Below are 15,807 nucleotides of genomic sequence, written 5' to 3' on the forward strand. Positions count from 1 at the left end.
TTAGCCCACCGCCCGTGTAGCTCAGCCGGTAGAGCAGCGCACTCGTAACGCGAAGGTCGCAGGTTCGATTCCTGTCTCGGGCACCACCTCTCCCTTATCCTTTTGAACCGGCATTTATGTTCCACAGGTCAACTTTTTGTGGGAGAGATGTAAAGAGCCGTGTAATTCGTCATGCAAACGTCCTATATTCGGTGCCTGCATGAGCATCGCCCAGCAGTTTTCAGATGATCCCGAATGGTTCCGAAGGCCGGACAGTCCGCGTCAGAGAGATCCTTGATGATCCAGATCCATCCTCCATTCCTATGATCAGCGAGAACGCCATGACCGAATTAACTCAAGAGCAACGTCACGAAGAAGCGCTTAGAAAATACATCCTGGATGTTCCGGATCTGAAGGAAGAGATCAAGGACCTGAGTCCCGATGATCAGAAAGACCAGATCCAGTGGGCGTTCGAAGATGAAGCCGAAGCCCAGGGCCTGCAGCCGTGGGAATTGACCCTCAAGTACACCAGCACACCTGAGGAGTTCGAGGCCAAGCGCCTGGAACTGCACAAGGAAGCGGCCGAAGTATTGGGCGTCGAGTGGGAAGAGTACTGCGAGATGAACAATCTGGTGGTCTGAAACAAAAACGCCAGCCTCGAAAGGGCTGGCGTTTTTTATTGCGTGATCGACTCAGATGCTCAGGCGCATCGACAGATCCACGGCCTTCACGTCCTTGGTCATCGCGCCGATCGAGATGTAATCCACCCCGGTCTGTGCGATCGGCAGCAGCGTGCTTTCGTTGATGCCGCCACTGGCTTCCAGTTTTGCCTTGCCGCCGTTCAGGCGCACGGCTTCGCGCATGTCGTCGAGGCTCAGCTCATCGAGCATGATGATGTCGGCACCGGCGGCCAGCGCCTCCTTCAGCTCTTCCAGACTTTCCACTTCGATTTCCACCGGCTTGCCCGGGGCGATCTTGTGCGCAGCGGCAATGGCCTGCGGGATGCCGCCGCTGGCAGCGATGTGGTTTTCCTTGATCAGGAACGCGTCGTAGAGACCGATGCGATGGTTATGGCAACCGCCGCAGGTGACCGCGTATTTCTGCGCCAGACGCAGGCCCGGCAGGGTCTTGCGGGTGTCGAGCAGTTTTACCGAGGTCTCGGCGACGAAGTCCGCCAGGTACTGCGCGCGGGTCGCCACGCCCGACAGCAATTGCAGGAAGTTCAGGGCGCTGCGCTCGCCGGTCAGTAGCGAGCGGGCAGGGCCTTCCAGATGAAACAACGGCTGATTCGGCGAAACCCGTTCGCCATCGCGCACCTGCCAATGCACCGCCACCCGCGGATCGAGCTGGCGGAACACCGCATCGACCCAGGCCGTGCCACTGATGACGGCGGCGTCACGGGTGATGATGGTGGCTTTGGCCAGGCGTTCGGCCGGGATCAGTTGCGCGGTGATGTCGCCGCTGCCGATGTCTTCGAGCAACGCACGGCGCACGTTGGCTTCGATTTCGGCGGTCAAATCGGCGAGACGGAGATTCGGCATAACGGGCTCCACAAACTAAGTGGTCCGATTATAGGGGCATGGCGTCGGCCAACCCAAGGCGAGAACAGCCACGCAGCGCTGCATCCGGTCGATTTTCTTTGAGCAAACCCGATTCTGTCGTGGTCACTTCAAGGTGCCGGCGCATAGGGGAAACCCTGACGGCTCTGGCGCCGGGGACATCTTTTGCAAGATAATCCGCCTTGCATTTGACGCCATGAGTTTGACGTCGGCAAATCACCGTTTCAGGAGGCTTGGATGCACAACGACGGGAATGTAGTGCCTCTGCACAAGGCCACTACCGATCAGGCGACTCACTCGCCGCTCGCCCGCCTGCCTGTGATTCTGCTTCAGGTTCGCGACAAGGCTGCCCAGCGCCTGCGCAACGGTTTGCAGGAGCTGTTCGATAACGCCGACGACACCCTGTTCGAAATGGCCGACCGGGCACGCAACGACGTCGAACAGAACATTTTTTTCGAGGCCATGCGCGACCTGCGCCTCAAGCGCAAGAACATCGAACGCGGCTTTCTCGAGCAGTTTTTCGAAGCCTTTGTCGGCCTCACTCAATTCGATCCCGTCCCCACCGTCCTGTCTCACGCCTTGCAATATGGGGACACCTCGGCGCGCACTGATGACATGGAGCGCAGCGTCGCGGTCGAAACCATGGTCGGCCGCGTACTCAATCGCGACGGCTTCGCCCTCGATCAACTGACCGCGCGGTTCAATGCGTTGTTGGGCAAGACTCTGAGCGATCATTACAACCCGCTGGGCCCGGCGATGCTTTGCGAGTACTTCCTGCAGGCCGGGCGCAATCTGGGGGTGGAGATCAAGGTCAAGCTGATCCTGCTCAAATTGTTCGAGCGCTATGTGCTGGCCGATACCGATCAACTCTACGCCGAAGCCAACCAACTGCTGATCGCCACGGGCGTGTTGCCCGAACTCAAGCCGGCACCGGCCCGTCGTGCCATCGATCAGGCCGTGGCCAGCGTGCAGAGTGAATTCAAGGGCGTCGACAAACCTCAGACGGATGCGGGCGTGCAGGACGTCTTCGCCGCGTTGCAGGAGTTGCTGCTGCATGTGCGCGGTACCGTTGCGCCGACCCTGGAACCCAGCGCTCCCGCCCAACCAATTTCCACCCGCGACCTGCTGCGCCTGCTCTCGCACCTGCAGCAATACGTGCCGGCGCTGGCGGTGCAGGACGACTTCGATCTGCGTCATCAACTTGAACAACTGCTGACCCGGGTCAGCGTGCGCAGCGGCAAGTCGCGAATTGTCGGCGGGGCTGACGAGGACGTGATCAATCTGGTGGCCATGGTCTTCGACTGCATTCTCGATGATCGCAACCTGCCGGATTCCCTCAAGGCGCTGATTGCCCGGTTGCAGATCCCGATGTTGAAGGTCGCGGTGATCGACAAAAGCTTCTTCAGCCGCAGCAGCCATCCGGCGCGCCGCCTGCTCAACGAAATCGCCGAGGCGGCGATGGGCTGGGGCGAGTGCGACGGTAATGCGCGCGACAGCCTGTACCTGCGCATCGAGCAAGTGGTGCAGCGCCTGCTGACGGATTTCGTCGATGACCCGGCGATTTTTTCCGAGTTGCTGGCGGACTTCCTCGCCTTCACCAGTGACGAGCGCCGTCGCAGCGAATTGCTTGAACAGCGTTTGCGCGATGCCGAAGAGGGCCGGGCGAAAACCGAACTGGCTCGCCAGCGGGTCGAGCAGGCGCTCAATCAGGCTTTGCTGGGCAAGGTCCTGCCACCGTCGGTGGTGACGTTCGTGCAAGACGCCTGGAGCAAGGTGTTGCTGCTGACCTGCCTCAAGCACGGCGATCAGTCCGCCGAATGGCAGGCCGACGTGCAGACCATGGAGCAATTGATCTGGAGCGTGCAGCGCCACGACGACGCCGAAGCCGGTCTGCGTCTGCTGGCGCTGGTGCCGGGGTTGCTCAAGTCATTGCGCGACGGCCTGAGCACTTCGGCCTTCGATCCGTTTGCCACCAGCGGTTTTTTCAGTGAGCTGGAAGCGCTGCATGTGCGGCTGCTCGAACCGTTCGGCGCACCGGATCAGTCCGTGCTGCCGGAAATGATCGAAGTGTCGCAGACGATTGTCCTGCAGATGGCCGACGACGGTCTCAAGCCACGCACGCCAGCGCGCTTGCCAGCCGACGATGTCGGTCTGCGCCAGGTCGAACAGTTGCGTCTGGGCAGTTGGGTGGCGTTCGAGGAGGACGAAGAACACACTCTGCGCTGCAAGCTGGCGGCGATCATCGAGGCTACCGGCAAGTACGTGTTCGTCGACCGCACCGGCATGAAAGTGCTGGAGCGCGACCGCACGGAACTGGCCCTGGCGTTTCGTCGCGGCGCGGTGCGGGCGCTGGACGACACCTTGCTGTTCGACCGGGCGCTGGAGTCGGTGCTCGGCAATCTGCGGCGGCTCAATCGCGGCAAGTGATCGCGCGCCGGGGGCCGATCACGGCATACTGGTCGCCAACACAGTCGGCGTTGAAGGAATCGGTATGCAGTTGGATCCCGCAAGCGGGTGGTGTCACGGGGTGCAGGTCTGCCCTTCGCCCAACTTCAATGAGCGCCCGGCGGGCGAAGTCTCCCTGTTGGTCATCCACAACATCAGCCTGCCACCGGCGCAGTTCGCCACCGGCAAGGTCCAGGAATTTTTCCAGAATCGTCTGGATGTCACGGAACATCCCTACTTTGCGGGGATCGCCGACCTGCGCGTGTCGGCGCATTTTCTGATCGAACGTGACGGCAAGGTCACCCAGTTTGTCTCCTGTCTTGAGCGCGCCTGGCATGCCGGCGTTTCGGTGTTCGAGGGACGGGAAACCTGTAACGATTTTTCCGTAGGCATCGAGCTGGAAGGCACCGATGATCTGCCGTTCACCGATGCGCAGTACCAGGCGTTGACCGTGCTGACCCGGCAGATACAGGCGGCGTTCCCGGCAATCACCGTCGAGCGCATCTGCGGGCACAGCGACATCGCCCCCGGACGCAAGACCGACCCCGGACCCGCATTCGACTGGGCACGCTACCGCGCCGCCCTGGCACAAGAGGAAGGACAATGAGTTTTCTGGTGTTACTGCTGGCGGTATGGATCGAGAAGTTCTCGGCTCTGCGCCAACGGGTGCAACGCGATGGCGGATGGATCCGCGAACTGCACAAGCTTGAAACCGGTGGGCTGGCGAAACAGCCGTGGCTGGTGCTGATTGTTCTGGTGCTGCTGCCGGTGGCATTGCTGGGCTTGTTGCTGCTGGTGCTGGAGCCGGTGGCCTATGGTCTGCTGGCATTGCCGGTGCATTTGCTGGTGGTGATTTACAGCCTGGGGCGGGGTGACCTGCTCGGCGAACTCGGGCCGTTTCGCGACGCCTGGCGCCGTGAGGACCTGCAGGCCGCCGCCCATGTGGCCAAGCGTGATCTGAACATCTGCGCCGAAAGCGGCGAACAATTGCTGGAGCAAGTGCAGCGGCATCTGTTGTGGCAGGCCTACCAGAGCTTTTTTGCGGTGATTTTCTGGTACTTCCTGCTCGGTCCGGTGGCGGCACTGAGTTACCGCTTGCTGGCGCTGGCGGAGGAAAACGCCCAGAACCCGGCGGTGGCCGAACGGGCAGGGCAACTGCGTCACGCCTTCGACTGGGTGCCGGTGCGCCTGCTGGCGGCGAGCCTCGCCCTGGTCGGCAATTTCGTCGCGGTCAGTCGGGTGATGCTGCACGAGCTGCTGAACTGGAACATCAGCGCCGCGCAACTGATCAACAGGGTCGGGCTCGCGGCCGGGGAAATCCCGCCGGCCGCTGTCGGCCCCGAAGGCATCAACACCCTCGACTGCCTGTGGGAGTTGCTGCTGCGGGCGGCGGTGCTGTGGTATGCCGGATTTGCCCTGTGGACAGTGCTGGCGTAGGCCGTTCGAGTAATGAGGGGGGCAATCCCCCTCGTTAACCTTAAGTTACAAAACCTCCCTTCGATTTGAGCTATACAGAGATAGCGCCCGATAGTGGCTATCTGCTGTCGCCCCGCGCCTGCCAATAAAAACAAGAAAAAACCAAGGGAGACTTCCAGTGAAGAGCTTGCTCTATCCCGCCGTCTCGCTGATGAACCGCTTGAGCTTCGGCATGAAGTTCAGCCTGATCAGCGTGCTGTTCCTGGTGCCGATGCTGGTGACCAATTTCTATCTGGTGCGCGATTCCTACCGCGAATTCCAGGGCACCCGGGTGGAGCTGCAGAGCCTCGACCTGCTGGGCAGCAGCCTGACCCTGCGCCGGGATCTGGAAACCCTCAACAATCTGGTGCAGATCAATGTCACCCTCGGCCAGTCCGGCAAGGCCGGCAATGTCGAGGCGCAGATCACCAGTCTTGAGCAAAACGTTCTGGCGCGCCTGCAAGGGCTGACGCCCATGACCGAGGATCCGGAGCAGATCAAATTCTTCGAGGCCAAGCGCGATGAAATGATCGCCGCTTTCAAGGCCCAGCAGGCGGAAAACTCTCTGCAAAGCAAAAGTGCGCTGATTGGCAAATTGCTCGGCAATGCGCAGATTTTCAGCCAGATCGTGGCCAGTCAGGCCGGATTGAGTCGCGACAACCAGAGCGACATACGCCAGCTCAGCGAGCTGATCACCGCGATCACGCCGGCCGTCACCCAGGCCTTGGGCGAAGGTCGGGCGATGGGCTCGTATTCATTGGGCCAGGGCTTTCTCAACAGTTCGTCGAGCACCCGTTTCGACGAGTTGCTGGTGCAGATCGAAAAGCTTCAGGCCGAATATGGCCTGAAATTGCAGGATGCGCTGGGTTCGAGCAAAGCCGCCCGTGACTCCCTGAGCGCCCCGGCCGATGCCAGCAAGGCGTCGCTGAAACAGGCCGGCACCCTGATCGAAGAACAAGTGGTGATGGCCGAAACCCTCGACGCCCCATGGCAGGGTTTTTATGACCAGCTCACCGGGCTGATGGACCAGACCTATCAGCTCAACGACGCCACCCTGAAATTCCTCGACACCCAATTGCAGCAACGCCTGGGGCAAAACCGTACGCACATGGTGCTGCAAGCCGTGGCGTTGTCGCTGGTGTTCGTGCTGATTTTCTATCTCTACGGTGGCTTCTATGCCTCGACCCGCGCCACCCTGAAAAACCTCGGCGCCATGATGGACAAGGTGGCGGCAGGCGATATGACGGTGAATTTCCGCGCCAACAGCCGCGATGAACTCGGCGAGTTGGGCGAAGTGTTCAACGGTACGGTGAGGAAAATCCATGACCTGATCGAACGGGTCGGCCACACCGTTGGCGAGGTCGAGCGGCAGGCGGGGCAGGTGGAAAACGTCTCGGCGCAAAGCAATCAGGCGGTCGCCGGGCAACGCACGCAGATCGAGCAAGTGGCGACGGCGATGAACCAGATGTCGGCAACGTCGCTGGAGGTGGCACGCAGTGCGGCGGCAGCGGTCAGCAGCGCCCACAGCGTGAACGATGAAACCATCAATGGGCGCGGACTGGTGGAATCGCAGCAGGGCAGCATCGCGGCACTGGCGAGCGAAATCGATCAATCGGTGCTGGTGATCAACCAGTTGGCCAGCGACAGTCAGTCGATCAGTCGCGTTCTTGAAGTGATCAAGAGCATCGCCGAACAGACCAATCTGCTGGCGCTCAACGCCGCGATCGAGGCTGCGCGGGCCGGTGAGCAGGGGCGCGGTTTTGCCGTGGTCGCCGACGAAGTCCGCACGCTAGCCAAGCGCACCCAGCAATCGACCGAAGAAATCGAGCAGATGATCGCCAAGCTCCATGGCGGCGTCGGCGCGGCAGTGAAGGCCATGGGCGTCAGCCATCAGATGGCCAACGGCACGGTGGGGCAGTCGGAGAAAGTCCAGCAGGCGCTGGAAAACATCCTCGGCGCTGTCGGCATGATCGTCGATCAGAACCAGCAGATCGCCGCTGCTGTCGAGCAGCAGACCGCCGTCGCCCACGATATCGACCAGAACATCGTCGAGATCAACCGTGCCGGCGAGCGCACCGCAGAAGGTGCGCATCAGACCGAAGACGCCAGCCGTGCGTTGTCGGCGCAGGTGGTCGAGTTGAAGCAGTTGATCAGCGCGTTCCGGGTTTGAAGCGACCTGCCTCCTGTGAGGCAGGTTTTTTCGGAATGGCTTGTAGTACTTTTTTGCCTACATCTGTAAGCCCAATCCTGTTTTCCTCCAGGCGCTGGTTTTTCGGCTTCAATGAACCAAGATCAATTCATTGACCACTTGGAGGAGATCGCACATGTCCGTCGCAACCCTGGGCGTCCAGGGCCGCTGCGCCCACTGCCAGACCACGCTGGCACTCAAACCCTGGCAGCTGAATGCCATTTCGATTCACGAAGCGTTCACCTGTGCGAATTGCCAGAAAAGCCTGGAATTGCGTTGCCCCAAGCAGATCAAACGTTTCCGTTCGCTCGACTCACTCGGCCTGCTGCGCGCCAGTGCGCTGGTGACGGTGTGCACCGCGCTGCTGGTGGCCCTGGTGATGGAATGGGTGGGCCTGCTCAGCGTCACCGAGCAGTTGAACGGATCGCTGGTCGCGATTTTCGTGTACTTCGCGGTGATTCGTTATACCCGGCAGCGTCAGCACCTGACGCTGATTCTCGACGCGGCCAAGGCCCACGCCGACTGACTACCAGCCGAACACCTCGCAGCTGTTGGCGGTACTGGCGGCAGCGAGTTGTTGCGCACTGATGTTCATCAAAGTGGCCAGTGAGTCGCAGATCGCCGGCAGATGCGCCGGCGTATTGCGCACGCCGGGGTACATGGCGGGCGCCATGTCCGGTGAGTCGGTTTCCAGCACCACCGAATCCAGCGGCAAGTCGGCCAGCACCCGGTGCATGCGCAACGCCTGCGGCCAGGTCGGTGCACCCCCGAGGCCAAGTTTGAAACCGAGCTTGATGTATTCCCGCGCCTCTTCACGGCTGCCAGCAAAGGCGTGGATGATGCCGGCGCGTTTGAGCTTGAAGCGCTTGAGCGTGGCGATCACCGCTGCATGGCTGCGCCGTACGTGGATCAGCGCCGGTAATTCGAAATCCGCCGCCAGTTGCAGCTGCGCTTCGAACAGCGCCTGCTGGCGTTCGCGGTCGAGGGTTTCGATGAAGTAATCCAGGCCGATTTCACCGACCGCGCACAGCTGCCGATGACCCTTTAGCCGTGTCAGCCAGTCGCCTAGTGCCAGCAAGTCTTGCGGCCGATGCTGATCGAGATAGACCGGGTGCAAACCGAAGGCCGCGTACAGATCGGCATCGCTTTGCACCAGATCCCACACCCGTTGCCAGTTACCCTCGTAGACCCCGAGTACCACCATTCGCCGCACCCCGAGGGCGCGGCTTTCGCTCAGCAGCGCCGCGCGGTCGGCGTCGAAGTCGGGGAAGTCCAGATGGGTGTGGCTGTCGATCAGCTCCACGGCTCAGTCCCGGTGAATACGCTGCTTGAAGGTACGGGCGATGGCCTGCACGCCGGGCTGGTAGTCCGATTGTTCGACCGCCGCCAGCGCCAGTTCCAGCGCCTTGTCGGCGATCAACTGGTGCTGCTGGGCCATGGCGTTGACCGGCAACGGCAGGAAGTCGAGCAACTGGGTGTCACCGAATGTGCCGAGACGCAGTGGGCGCGATTTGAGCGGGAAGTCATGCAGCGCGTCGAACACGCCCTGCAGCAGCACGTAGGACGTGGTCACCAGCGCATCCGGCAAATGCCCGAGACGTTGCAGAAGTTCTTCCATCAATTGCTTGCCGCACTCGCGGCTGAAGGATTCGGCGTGCTCGATCAGCACTTCGCCCTTGAACCCGGCCAGGGCTTGCTTGAACCCGGTCGCACGTTCCTGGCTGATGCTCAGTTCCGGGCGGGCGCCCAGCAGCACGATCTGCTTTGGCTGCGGATCGAGCAGGCTTTCGGTCAGTTGCAGGCTGGCTTCGCGGTCGTCGCTGACCACCGAGCAGAAATGTTCGGCATCCATCACCCGGTCGATGGCGATGATCGGCAAGCCCTTGGCCTGTAACTGACGATAACTGTCGTCACCGGCCGGCAGGCAACTGGCGACGATCAACGCATCGCAGCGTCGAGCGCGGAACAGTTGCAGCAGTTGTCGCTCGCTGTCCGGCGCATCGTCGGAGCTGGCGATCAGCAGCTGATAGCCCCGCGCCCGGGCGCCTTGCTCCAGCAGTTTGGCGATCCGCGCGTAACTGGGGTTTTCCAGATCCGGCAGGATAAAGCCCAGGGTCCGGGTATGCCGACTGCGCAAACCGGCCGCCTGTGGATTGGGGGTAAAACCGTGCAGATCGACCACCGCCCGCACCCGCTCGACGGTGGCGTTGCTGATGCGTTGCTGTTCGGCCTTGCCGTTGATGACGTAGCTGGCGGTGGTCACGGACACTCCGGCCAACCGCGCGATATCACTGAGTTTCAACCCGGGATTTCCTTGTTTTTTCGAGCTTGCCGCGACATTTTCGCCAATCCTACCCGATTCAGGCAGGCGACCATTGTCTCAGCGCATCCGACAAGTTGGACTTCAAGGATGGGACATTATCGAGTAACGTGCCGATCAATCTAGATTAAACGTTTCAGCAAGCGTATTTTCTACGTTTTAGACGCCTTTGGCCGGTTCTGCCGTGAAACCGCCAAAACTGCCTCCTGAAAAGGATGGCCTACAGCGCCTAAGCTGCAACCATTCAAAACAATACCTGGCGTCAAACGACGCCAAAAAGGAGATCGCATGCTCGAGCTCACTGTAGAGCAGATATCCATGGGCCAGTCGGCTGTGGATAAACCCGCCGCTTTGCAATTGCTGGCCAGTCATCTGGTCGCCGATGGACTTGTCGCCGACGGCTACCTCGCCGGCCTGCAGGCCCGGGAGGCTCAGGGCTCGACCTTCCTCGGCCAAGGTATTGCGATTCCCCACGGCACCCCTGAAACCCGTGATCAGGTGTTCGCCACCGGCGTGCGCCTGATGCAGTTCCCTGACGGCGTGGACTGGGGCGATGGCCAGATCGTTTATCTGGCCATCGGCATCGCCGCCAAATCCGACGAACACCTGCGCCTGCTGCAACTGCTGACCCGCGCCCTCGGCGAGACCGATCTGGGCCAGGCCCTGCGCCGCGCCAGTTCGCCGGAAGCACTGCTGAAACTGCTGCAAGGTGCGCCGCAAGAGCTGGCGCTGGATGCGCAGATGATCGGCCTCGGGGTCTCCGCCGACGATTTCGAAGAACTGGTCTGGCGTGGTGCGCGTCTGCTGCGCCAGGCCGATTGCGTGAGCAACGGTTTCGCCGGCGTGCTGCAGCAAGTCGAAGCGCTGCCGCTGGGCGATGGCCTGTGGTGGCTGCACAGCGAACAGACCGTGAAGCGTCCGGGCCTGGCCTTCGTCACCCCGGACAAACCGATGCGTTACCTCGGCCAGCCGCTCAGCGGTCTGTTCTGTCTGGCCAGCCTCGGTGAAGCGCATCAGGCGTTGCTCGAGCGTTTGTGCGCGTTGCTGATCGAAGGTCGCGGCCATGAACTGGGCCGCGCCACCAGCAGCCGTAAAGTCCTCGAAGTGCTTGGCGGTGAGTTGCCGGCCGACTGGCCGAGCGCACGTATCGCACTGGCCAACGCCCATGGTCTGCATGCGCGGCCGGCGAAGATCCTCGCGCAACTGGCGAAAAGTTTTGACGGCGAGATTCGTGTGCGCATCGTCGACAGTCAGGACAGCGCCGTATCGGTGAAAAGCCTGAGCAAACTGCTGAGCCTCGGCGCCCGTCGTGGCCAGGTGCTGGAAATCATCGCCGAGCCGAGCATTGCCGCCGATGCCTTGCCGGCCTTGCTCGCCGCCATCGAAGAAGGCCTCGGCGAAGAAGTCGAGCCGCTGCCAGCAGTCAGTCAGCAGCGTGAAGTGATCGCCGATATCGCCGAAGTCCTGAGCGCCCCGGCCTCCGGCAGCCTGCTGCAAGCGATCCCCGCCGCCCCTGGCATCGCCATCGGCCCGGCGCACATTCAGGTCCAGCAAGCCATCGATTACCCGTTGCGCGGCGAGTCTGCCGCCATCGAGCGCGAACGTCTCAAGCAAGCGCTGGCCGACGTGCGTCAGGACATTCAGGGCCTGATTGAGCGCAGCAAGGCCAAGGCGATCCGCGAGATTTTCATCACCCACCAGGAAATGCTCGACGACCCGGAACTCACCGACGAAGTCGACACCCGCCTCAAGCAGGGCGAAAGCGCCGAAGCGGCGTGGATGGCCGTGATCGAGGCCGCCGCAAAACAACAGGAATCGTTGCAGGACGCGTTGCTCGCCGAACGCGCCGCCGACCTGCGCGACATCGGTCGCCGGGTGCTGGCGCAACTGTGTGGTATGCAGACGCCCGCCGAGCCCGAGCAACCGTACATTCTGGTGATGGATGAGGTCGGCCCGTCCGACGTTGCGCGGCTGGATCCGGCGCGGGTCGCGGGGATTCTTACCGCCCGTGGCGGCGCCACCGCTCACAGCGCCATCGTGGCTCGCGCGCTGGGGATTCCGGCGCTGGTCGGCGCGGGCGCTGCGGTGTTGCTGCTGAAACCGGGCACGCCGTTGCTGCTCGATGGTCAGCGCGGTCGCCTGCATGTGGACGCGGATGCCGCGACCCTGCAGCGCGCCAGCGAAGAGCGCGACACCCGCGAACAACGCTTGAAAGCCGCCGCCGAACAACGCCATCAACCGGCGCACACCACCGACGGCCACGTCGTGGAAGTGTTCGCCAACATCGGCGAAAGCGCCGGTGTAATCAGTGCGGTGGAGCAGGGCGCCGAAGGCATCGGTCTGTTGCGCACCGAACTGATTTTCATGGCTCATCCACAGGCGCCGGACGAGGCGACTCAGGAAGCCGAATACCGCCGCGTCCTCGATGGCCTCGCCGGTCGCCCGCTGGTGGTACGCACCCTCGATGTCGGCGGCGACAAACCGCTGCCGTATTGGCCGATTGCCAAGGAAGAAAACCCGTTCCTCGGTGTGCGCGGGATTCGCCTGACTTTGCAGCGTCCGCAGATCATGGAAGCGCAGTTGCGCGCCTTGCTGCGTTCGGCGGACAACCGTCCGTTGCGGATCATGTTCCCGATGGTCGGCAGCGTCGAAGAGTGGCGTCAGGCCCGCGACATGACCGAACGCCTGCGCCTGGAAATCCCGGTTGCCGACCTGCAACTGGGGATCATGATCGAAGTGCCGTCCGCCGCACTGCTGGCGCCGGTGCTGGCCAAAGAGGTGGATTTCTTCAGCGTCGGCACCAACGACCTGACCCAGTACACGCTGGCGATCGACCGTGGTCATCCGACCCTGTCCGCCCAGGCTGACGGCCTGCACCCGGCGGTGCTGCAACTGATCGACATCACTGTGCGCGCGGCCCATGCCCACGGCAAATGGGTCGGCGTGTGCGGCGAACTGGCGGCGGATCCGCTGGCGGTGCCGGTGCTGGTCGGCCTCGGTGTGGATGAATTGAGCGTCTCCGGGCGCAGCATCGCCGAGGTCAAGGCACGCATCCGCGAACTCAGCCTGACCCAGACGCAAACCCTTGCTCAACAAGCCCTGGCCGTGGGCAGCGCCAACGAAGTGCGCGCATTAGTGGAGGCCCTGTAATGGCCAAGATTCTCACCCTGACCCTCAACCCGGCGCTGGACCTTACGGTGCAGTTGCCACGTCTGGAGGCCGGTCAGGTCAATCGCAGCGACGAGATGCAGACCCACGCTGCCGGCAAGGGCGTCAACGTCGCGCAGGTGCTGGCCGACCTCGGTCATCAACTGACGGTCAGCGGCTTTCTCGGCGAAGACAATCTGCAAGCGTTCGAAACCCTGTTCGCCAAACGCGGTTTCACCGATGCGTTTATCCGGGTGCCCGGCGAGACCCGCAGCAACATCAAGGTCGCTGAGCAGGACGGGCGCATCACCGACATCAACGGCCCGGGGCCGGTGGTCGGCGTGGTGGCGCAACAGGCGTTGCTGGATCGTCTGGTGCAGATCGCGCCGGGGCATGACGCGGTGGTGGTCGCCGGCAGTTTGCCGCGTGGCGTCACTGCACAGTGGTTGCGCGAACTGGTCGAGCGCTTGAAAACGTTGGGCCTGAAAGTCGCCCTGGACACCAGCGGCGATGCCTTGCGCGCGGCGCTCAAGGCCGGTCCGTGGCTGATCAAGCCGAACACCGAAGAACTGGCCGATGCGCTGGGTTGTGAAGTGGTGTCCCACGCGTCTCAGGTCGAAGCGGCCAATCGGCTGCACGCCCAGGGCATCGAGCATGTGGTGATTTCCCATGGCGCAGAGGGTGTGAACTGGTACAGCGTCGGCTCGGCGCTGCATGCCACGCCGCCGAAGGTCAGCGTGGCCAGCACGGTCGGTGCCGGCGATTCGCTGCTGGCCGGCATGCTCCACGGTCTGCTCAGCGCCGACACGCCGGAACAGACCCTGCGCACGGCCACCGCGATTGCGGCGCAGGCGGTGACCCAGATCGGTTTCGGTATTCACGATGCCGCGCAACTGGCGCAGCTCGAACAGGGCGTGCGCGTGCGCCCCCTGACAGAACAATAAGAGGGTTTGTCATGAAGTTAGCCATCGTCACGGCCTGCCCGAACGGCATGGTCACCAGTGTGCTGTGCGCCCGGCTGCTGGATGCCGCGGCCCAGCGTCAGGGCTGGAGCACCAGCGTCGAAGTGGTGGATGCCGCGCACCCGGAACGCGAGTTGTCGGCGGCCACCATCAAGGCCGCCGAGTGGGTGTTGCTGGTGACCACGGGACCGGTGGACATGACCCGGTTCATCGGCAAGAAAGTCTTTCGGATCGCGCCGGCGCAAGCCCTGCAGGATGTCGAAGACGTACTGCGGCGTGGCGCCGTCGAGGCGCAGGTTTACGTCGCTGCCGAAGCGCCGCCGGTGGTTGCCAGCGCGCAAGCGCCGCGTCTGGTCGCGGTCACTGCATGCCCGACCGGCGTCGCTCATACATTCATGGCTGCCGAAGCCTTGCAGCAAGCCGCCAAGCGTCTGGGCTACGACCTGCAAGTCGAAACCCAGGGCTCGGTCGGCGCGCGAAATCCGCTGAGCGCGGCAGCGATTGCCGAGGCTGACGTGGTGCTGCTGGCGGCTGACATTGAAGTCGCCACCGAGCGTTTCGCCGGCAAGAAAATCTACCGCTGCGGCACCGGCATTGCGTTGAAGCAATCCGAAGCCACGCTGAAAAAAGCCCTGGCCGAAGGTGTCGTTGAAAACGCTGCCGGCGACGGCAAGGCCCCGGCCAAACAAGAGAAAAGTGGCGTCTACAAACACCTGCTGACCGGTGTGTCGTTCATGCTGCCGATGGTGGTGGCGGGCGGGCTGATGATCGCCTTGTCGTTCGTGTTCGGCATCACCGCGTTCAAGGAAGAGGGCACGCTGGCGGCGGCGCTGATGCAGATCGGTGGCGAGACCGCGTTCAAATTGATGGTGCCGCTGCTGGCCGGTTACATCGCCTGGTCGATTGCCGACCGTCCCGGACTCGCGCCGGGGATGATCGGCGGTTTGCTGGCGAGCACCCTGGGCGCCGGTTTCATCGGCGGGATCGTTGCCGGGTTTATCGCAGGCTATGCGGCCAAGGCGATCAGTCGCTATGTGGCGCTGCCGCAAAGTCTCGAAGCGCTGAAACCGATTCTGATCATCCCGTTGTTCGCCAGTCTGTTCACCGGGCTGGTGATGATTTACGTGGTCGGCAAACCGGTGGCCGGGATGCTTGCGGCGCTGACGCATTTTCTCGACAGCATGGGCACCACCAACGCGATCCTGCTCGGTGTGCTGCTGGGCGGCATGATGTGCGTCGACCTCGGCGGGCCGATCAACAAGGCTGCCTATGCGTTCTCGGTGGGGCTGCTCGCCTCGCAGAGTTATGCACCGATGGCCGCGACCATGGCCGCCGGCATGGTGCCGCCGATCGGTCTGGGTATCGCCACCTTCATCGCCCGACGCAAGTTCGCCCAGACCGAACGCGAGGCGGGTAAAGCGGCGCTGGTGCTCGGGTTGTGTTTCATCTCCGAAGGGGCGATTCCGTTTGCCGCGAAAGACCCGTTGCGGGTGATTCCGGCGAGCATTGCCGGCGGTGCGCTGACCGGTGCGTTGTCGATGTACTTCGGCTGCAAGCTGATGGCGCCCCACGGTGGGCTGTTCGTGCTGGCGATTCCGAATGCGATCAACCATGCGCTGTTGTACCTGCTGGCGATTGTCGCGGGCAGTCTGCTGACGGCGGTGGTGTATGCGCTGGTCAAGCGCCCGGAAGCCGTGGAACTGGCGCTGGAGCCCGCGAAGGCGTGAGGTGTCACACCGCTTTCATCTAGCG

General features: G+C 62.6%; 12 protein-coding genes and 1 tRNA gene. 10 read left to right on the forward strand and 3 right to left on the reverse strand.

The window, feature by feature from the left end; all coding sequences use genetic code 11:
* The first annotated feature begins 10 nt into the window (after nt 1–10).
* Together K3819_RS04005 and K3819_RS04010 are read left to right on the forward strand one after the other, a co-directional pair.
* Nucleotides 11–86 (forward strand) — tRNA-Thr (locus K3819_RS04005).
* 234 nt (nt 87–320) lie between these two features.
* Nucleotides 321–620, forward strand: a complete 300-nt coding sequence (locus K3819_RS04010; protein WP_039769697.1) for a DUF6388 family protein — start codon at nt 321–323, stop codon at nt 618–620.
* Between the two features lie 51 nt (nt 621–671).
* Here K3819_RS04010 and nadC read toward each other — a convergent pair whose 3' ends face one another.
* Entirely contained in the window at nt 672–1,520 is an 849-nt protein-coding gene (gene nadC, locus K3819_RS04015) for a carboxylating nicotinate-nucleotide diphosphorylase (protein ID WP_007953729.1), read from the reverse strand.
* Nucleotides 1,521–1,775: 255 nt separating this feature from the next.
* On the opposite strand from nadC, the gene K3819_RS04020 reads away from it, so the two are divergent.
* The 5 genes from K3819_RS04020 to K3819_RS04040 all read left to right on the forward strand — a co-directional run bounded on the left by K3819_RS04020 (nt 1,776) and on the right by K3819_RS04040 (nt 8,152).
* On the forward strand, nt 1,776–3,965 hold the full coding sequence (locus K3819_RS04020) for a DUF1631 domain-containing protein (RefSeq protein ID WP_221398684.1): 2,190 nt from the start codon (nt 1,776–1,778) through the stop codon (nt 3,963–3,965).
* Nucleotides 3,966–4,029: 64 nt separating this feature from the next.
* Entirely contained in the window at nt 4,030–4,590 is a 561-nt protein-coding gene (gene ampD, locus K3819_RS04025) for a 1,6-anhydro-N-acetylmuramyl-L-alanine amidase AmpD (RefSeq protein ID WP_011332414.1), read from the forward strand.
* A complete protein-coding gene (gene ampE, locus K3819_RS04030; protein ID WP_039769185.1) occupies nt 4,587–5,420 on the forward strand; it encodes a regulatory signaling modulator protein AmpE in 834 nt (277 codons plus the stop codon). Before ampD ends, ampE begins: the two co-directional genes overlap by 4 nt.
* A 1,483-nt stretch (nt 5,421–6,903) precedes the next feature.
* Nucleotides 6,904–7,608: a methyl-accepting chemotaxis protein gene (locus K3819_RS29660; protein WP_371857714.1), complete on the forward strand. Its 705-nt coding sequence runs from the start codon at nt 6,904–6,906 to the stop codon at nt 7,606–7,608.
* Between the two features lie 154 nt (nt 7,609–7,762).
* Nucleotides 7,763–8,152: a hypothetical protein gene (locus K3819_RS04040; RefSeq protein ID WP_221398686.1), complete on the forward strand. Its 390-nt coding sequence runs from the start codon at nt 7,763–7,765 to the stop codon at nt 8,150–8,152.
* Here the strand turns inward: K3819_RS04040 and K3819_RS04045 are convergent, their stop codons facing one another.
* Together K3819_RS04045 and cra are read right to left on the reverse strand one after the other, a co-directional pair.
* On the reverse strand, nt 8,153–8,929 hold the full coding sequence (locus K3819_RS04045) for a TatD family hydrolase (protein WP_221398687.1): 777 nt from the start codon (nt 8,927–8,929) through the stop codon (nt 8,153–8,155).
* Between the two features lie 3 nt (nt 8,930–8,932).
* The gene (gene cra, locus K3819_RS04050; RefSeq protein WP_221398688.1) at nt 8,933–9,928 is read right to left on the reverse strand and encodes a catabolite repressor/activator; all 996 of its coding nucleotides are present in this window, start codon (nt 9,926–9,928) and stop codon (nt 8,933–8,935) included.
* A gap of 306 nt (nt 9,929–10,234) precedes the next feature.
* On the opposite strand from cra, the gene ptsP reads away from it, so the two are divergent.
* The 3 genes from ptsP to K3819_RS04065 are packed head-to-tail and all read left to right on the forward strand — an operon-like array spanning nt 10,235 to nt 15,782.
* Nucleotides 10,235–13,096, forward strand: a complete 2,862-nt coding sequence (gene ptsP, locus K3819_RS04055; protein WP_221398689.1) for a phosphoenolpyruvate--protein phosphotransferase — start codon at nt 10,235–10,237, stop codon at nt 13,094–13,096.
* Nucleotides 13,096–14,037 (forward strand): 1-phosphofructokinase, encoded by a 942-nt coding sequence (gene pfkB / locus K3819_RS04060; RefSeq protein WP_221398690.1) that lies wholly within the window; start codon nt 13,096–13,098, stop codon nt 14,035–14,037. The genes ptsP and pfkB overlap by 1 nt, the downstream gene beginning before the upstream one ends.
* Nucleotides 14,038–14,048: 11 nt before the next feature.
* Nucleotides 14,049–15,782, forward strand: coding sequence for a PTS fructose-like transporter subunit IIB (locus K3819_RS04065; protein ID WP_221398691.1), 1,734 nt, complete (start codon nt 14,049–14,051; stop codon nt 15,780–15,782).
* Nucleotides 15,783–15,807: the final 25 nt, after the last annotated feature.

This window comes from Pseudomonas sp. 3-2, assembly GCF_019710535.1.
GTDB lineage: Bacteria > Pseudomonadota > Gammaproteobacteria > Pseudomonadales > Pseudomonadaceae > Aquipseudomonas > Aquipseudomonas pharyngis.

Bases quoted from the DNA above. Each gene is read 5' to 3' on its own strand.
- pfkB (WP_221398690.1), top strand. From the start codon at position 13,096: ATGGCCAAGATTCTCACCCTGACCCTCAACCCGGCGCTGGACCTTACG.
- ampD (WP_011332414.1), top strand. From the start codon at position 4,030: ATGCAGTTGGATCCCGCAAGCGGGTGGTGTCACGGGGTGCAGGTCTGC.
- K3819_RS04065 (WP_221398691.1), top strand. From the start codon at position 14,049: ATGAAGTTAGCCATCGTCACGGCCTGCCCGAACGGCATGGTCACCAGT.
- K3819_RS04010 (WP_039769697.1), top strand. From the start codon at position 321: ATGACCGAATTAACTCAAGAGCAACGTCACGAAGAAGCGCTTAGAAAA.
- K3819_RS29660 (WP_371857714.1), top strand. From the start codon at position 6,904: ATGTCGGCAACGTCGCTGGAGGTGGCACGCAGTGCGGCGGCAGCGGTC.
- K3819_RS04040 (WP_221398686.1), top strand. From the start codon at position 7,763: ATGTCCGTCGCAACCCTGGGCGTCCAGGGCCGCTGCGCCCACTGCCAG.
- ptsP (WP_221398689.1), top strand. From the start codon at position 10,235: ATGCTCGAGCTCACTGTAGAGCAGATATCCATGGGCCAGTCGGCTGTG.
- nadC (WP_007953729.1), bottom strand. From the start codon at position 1,520: ATGCCGAATCTCCGTCTCGCCGATTTGACCGCCGAAATCGAAGCCAAC.
- K3819_RS04020 (WP_221398684.1), top strand. From the start codon at position 1,776: ATGCACAACGACGGGAATGTAGTGCCTCTGCACAAGGCCACTACCGAT.
- ampE (WP_039769185.1), top strand. From the start codon at position 4,587: ATGAGTTTTCTGGTGTTACTGCTGGCGGTATGGATCGAGAAGTTCTCG.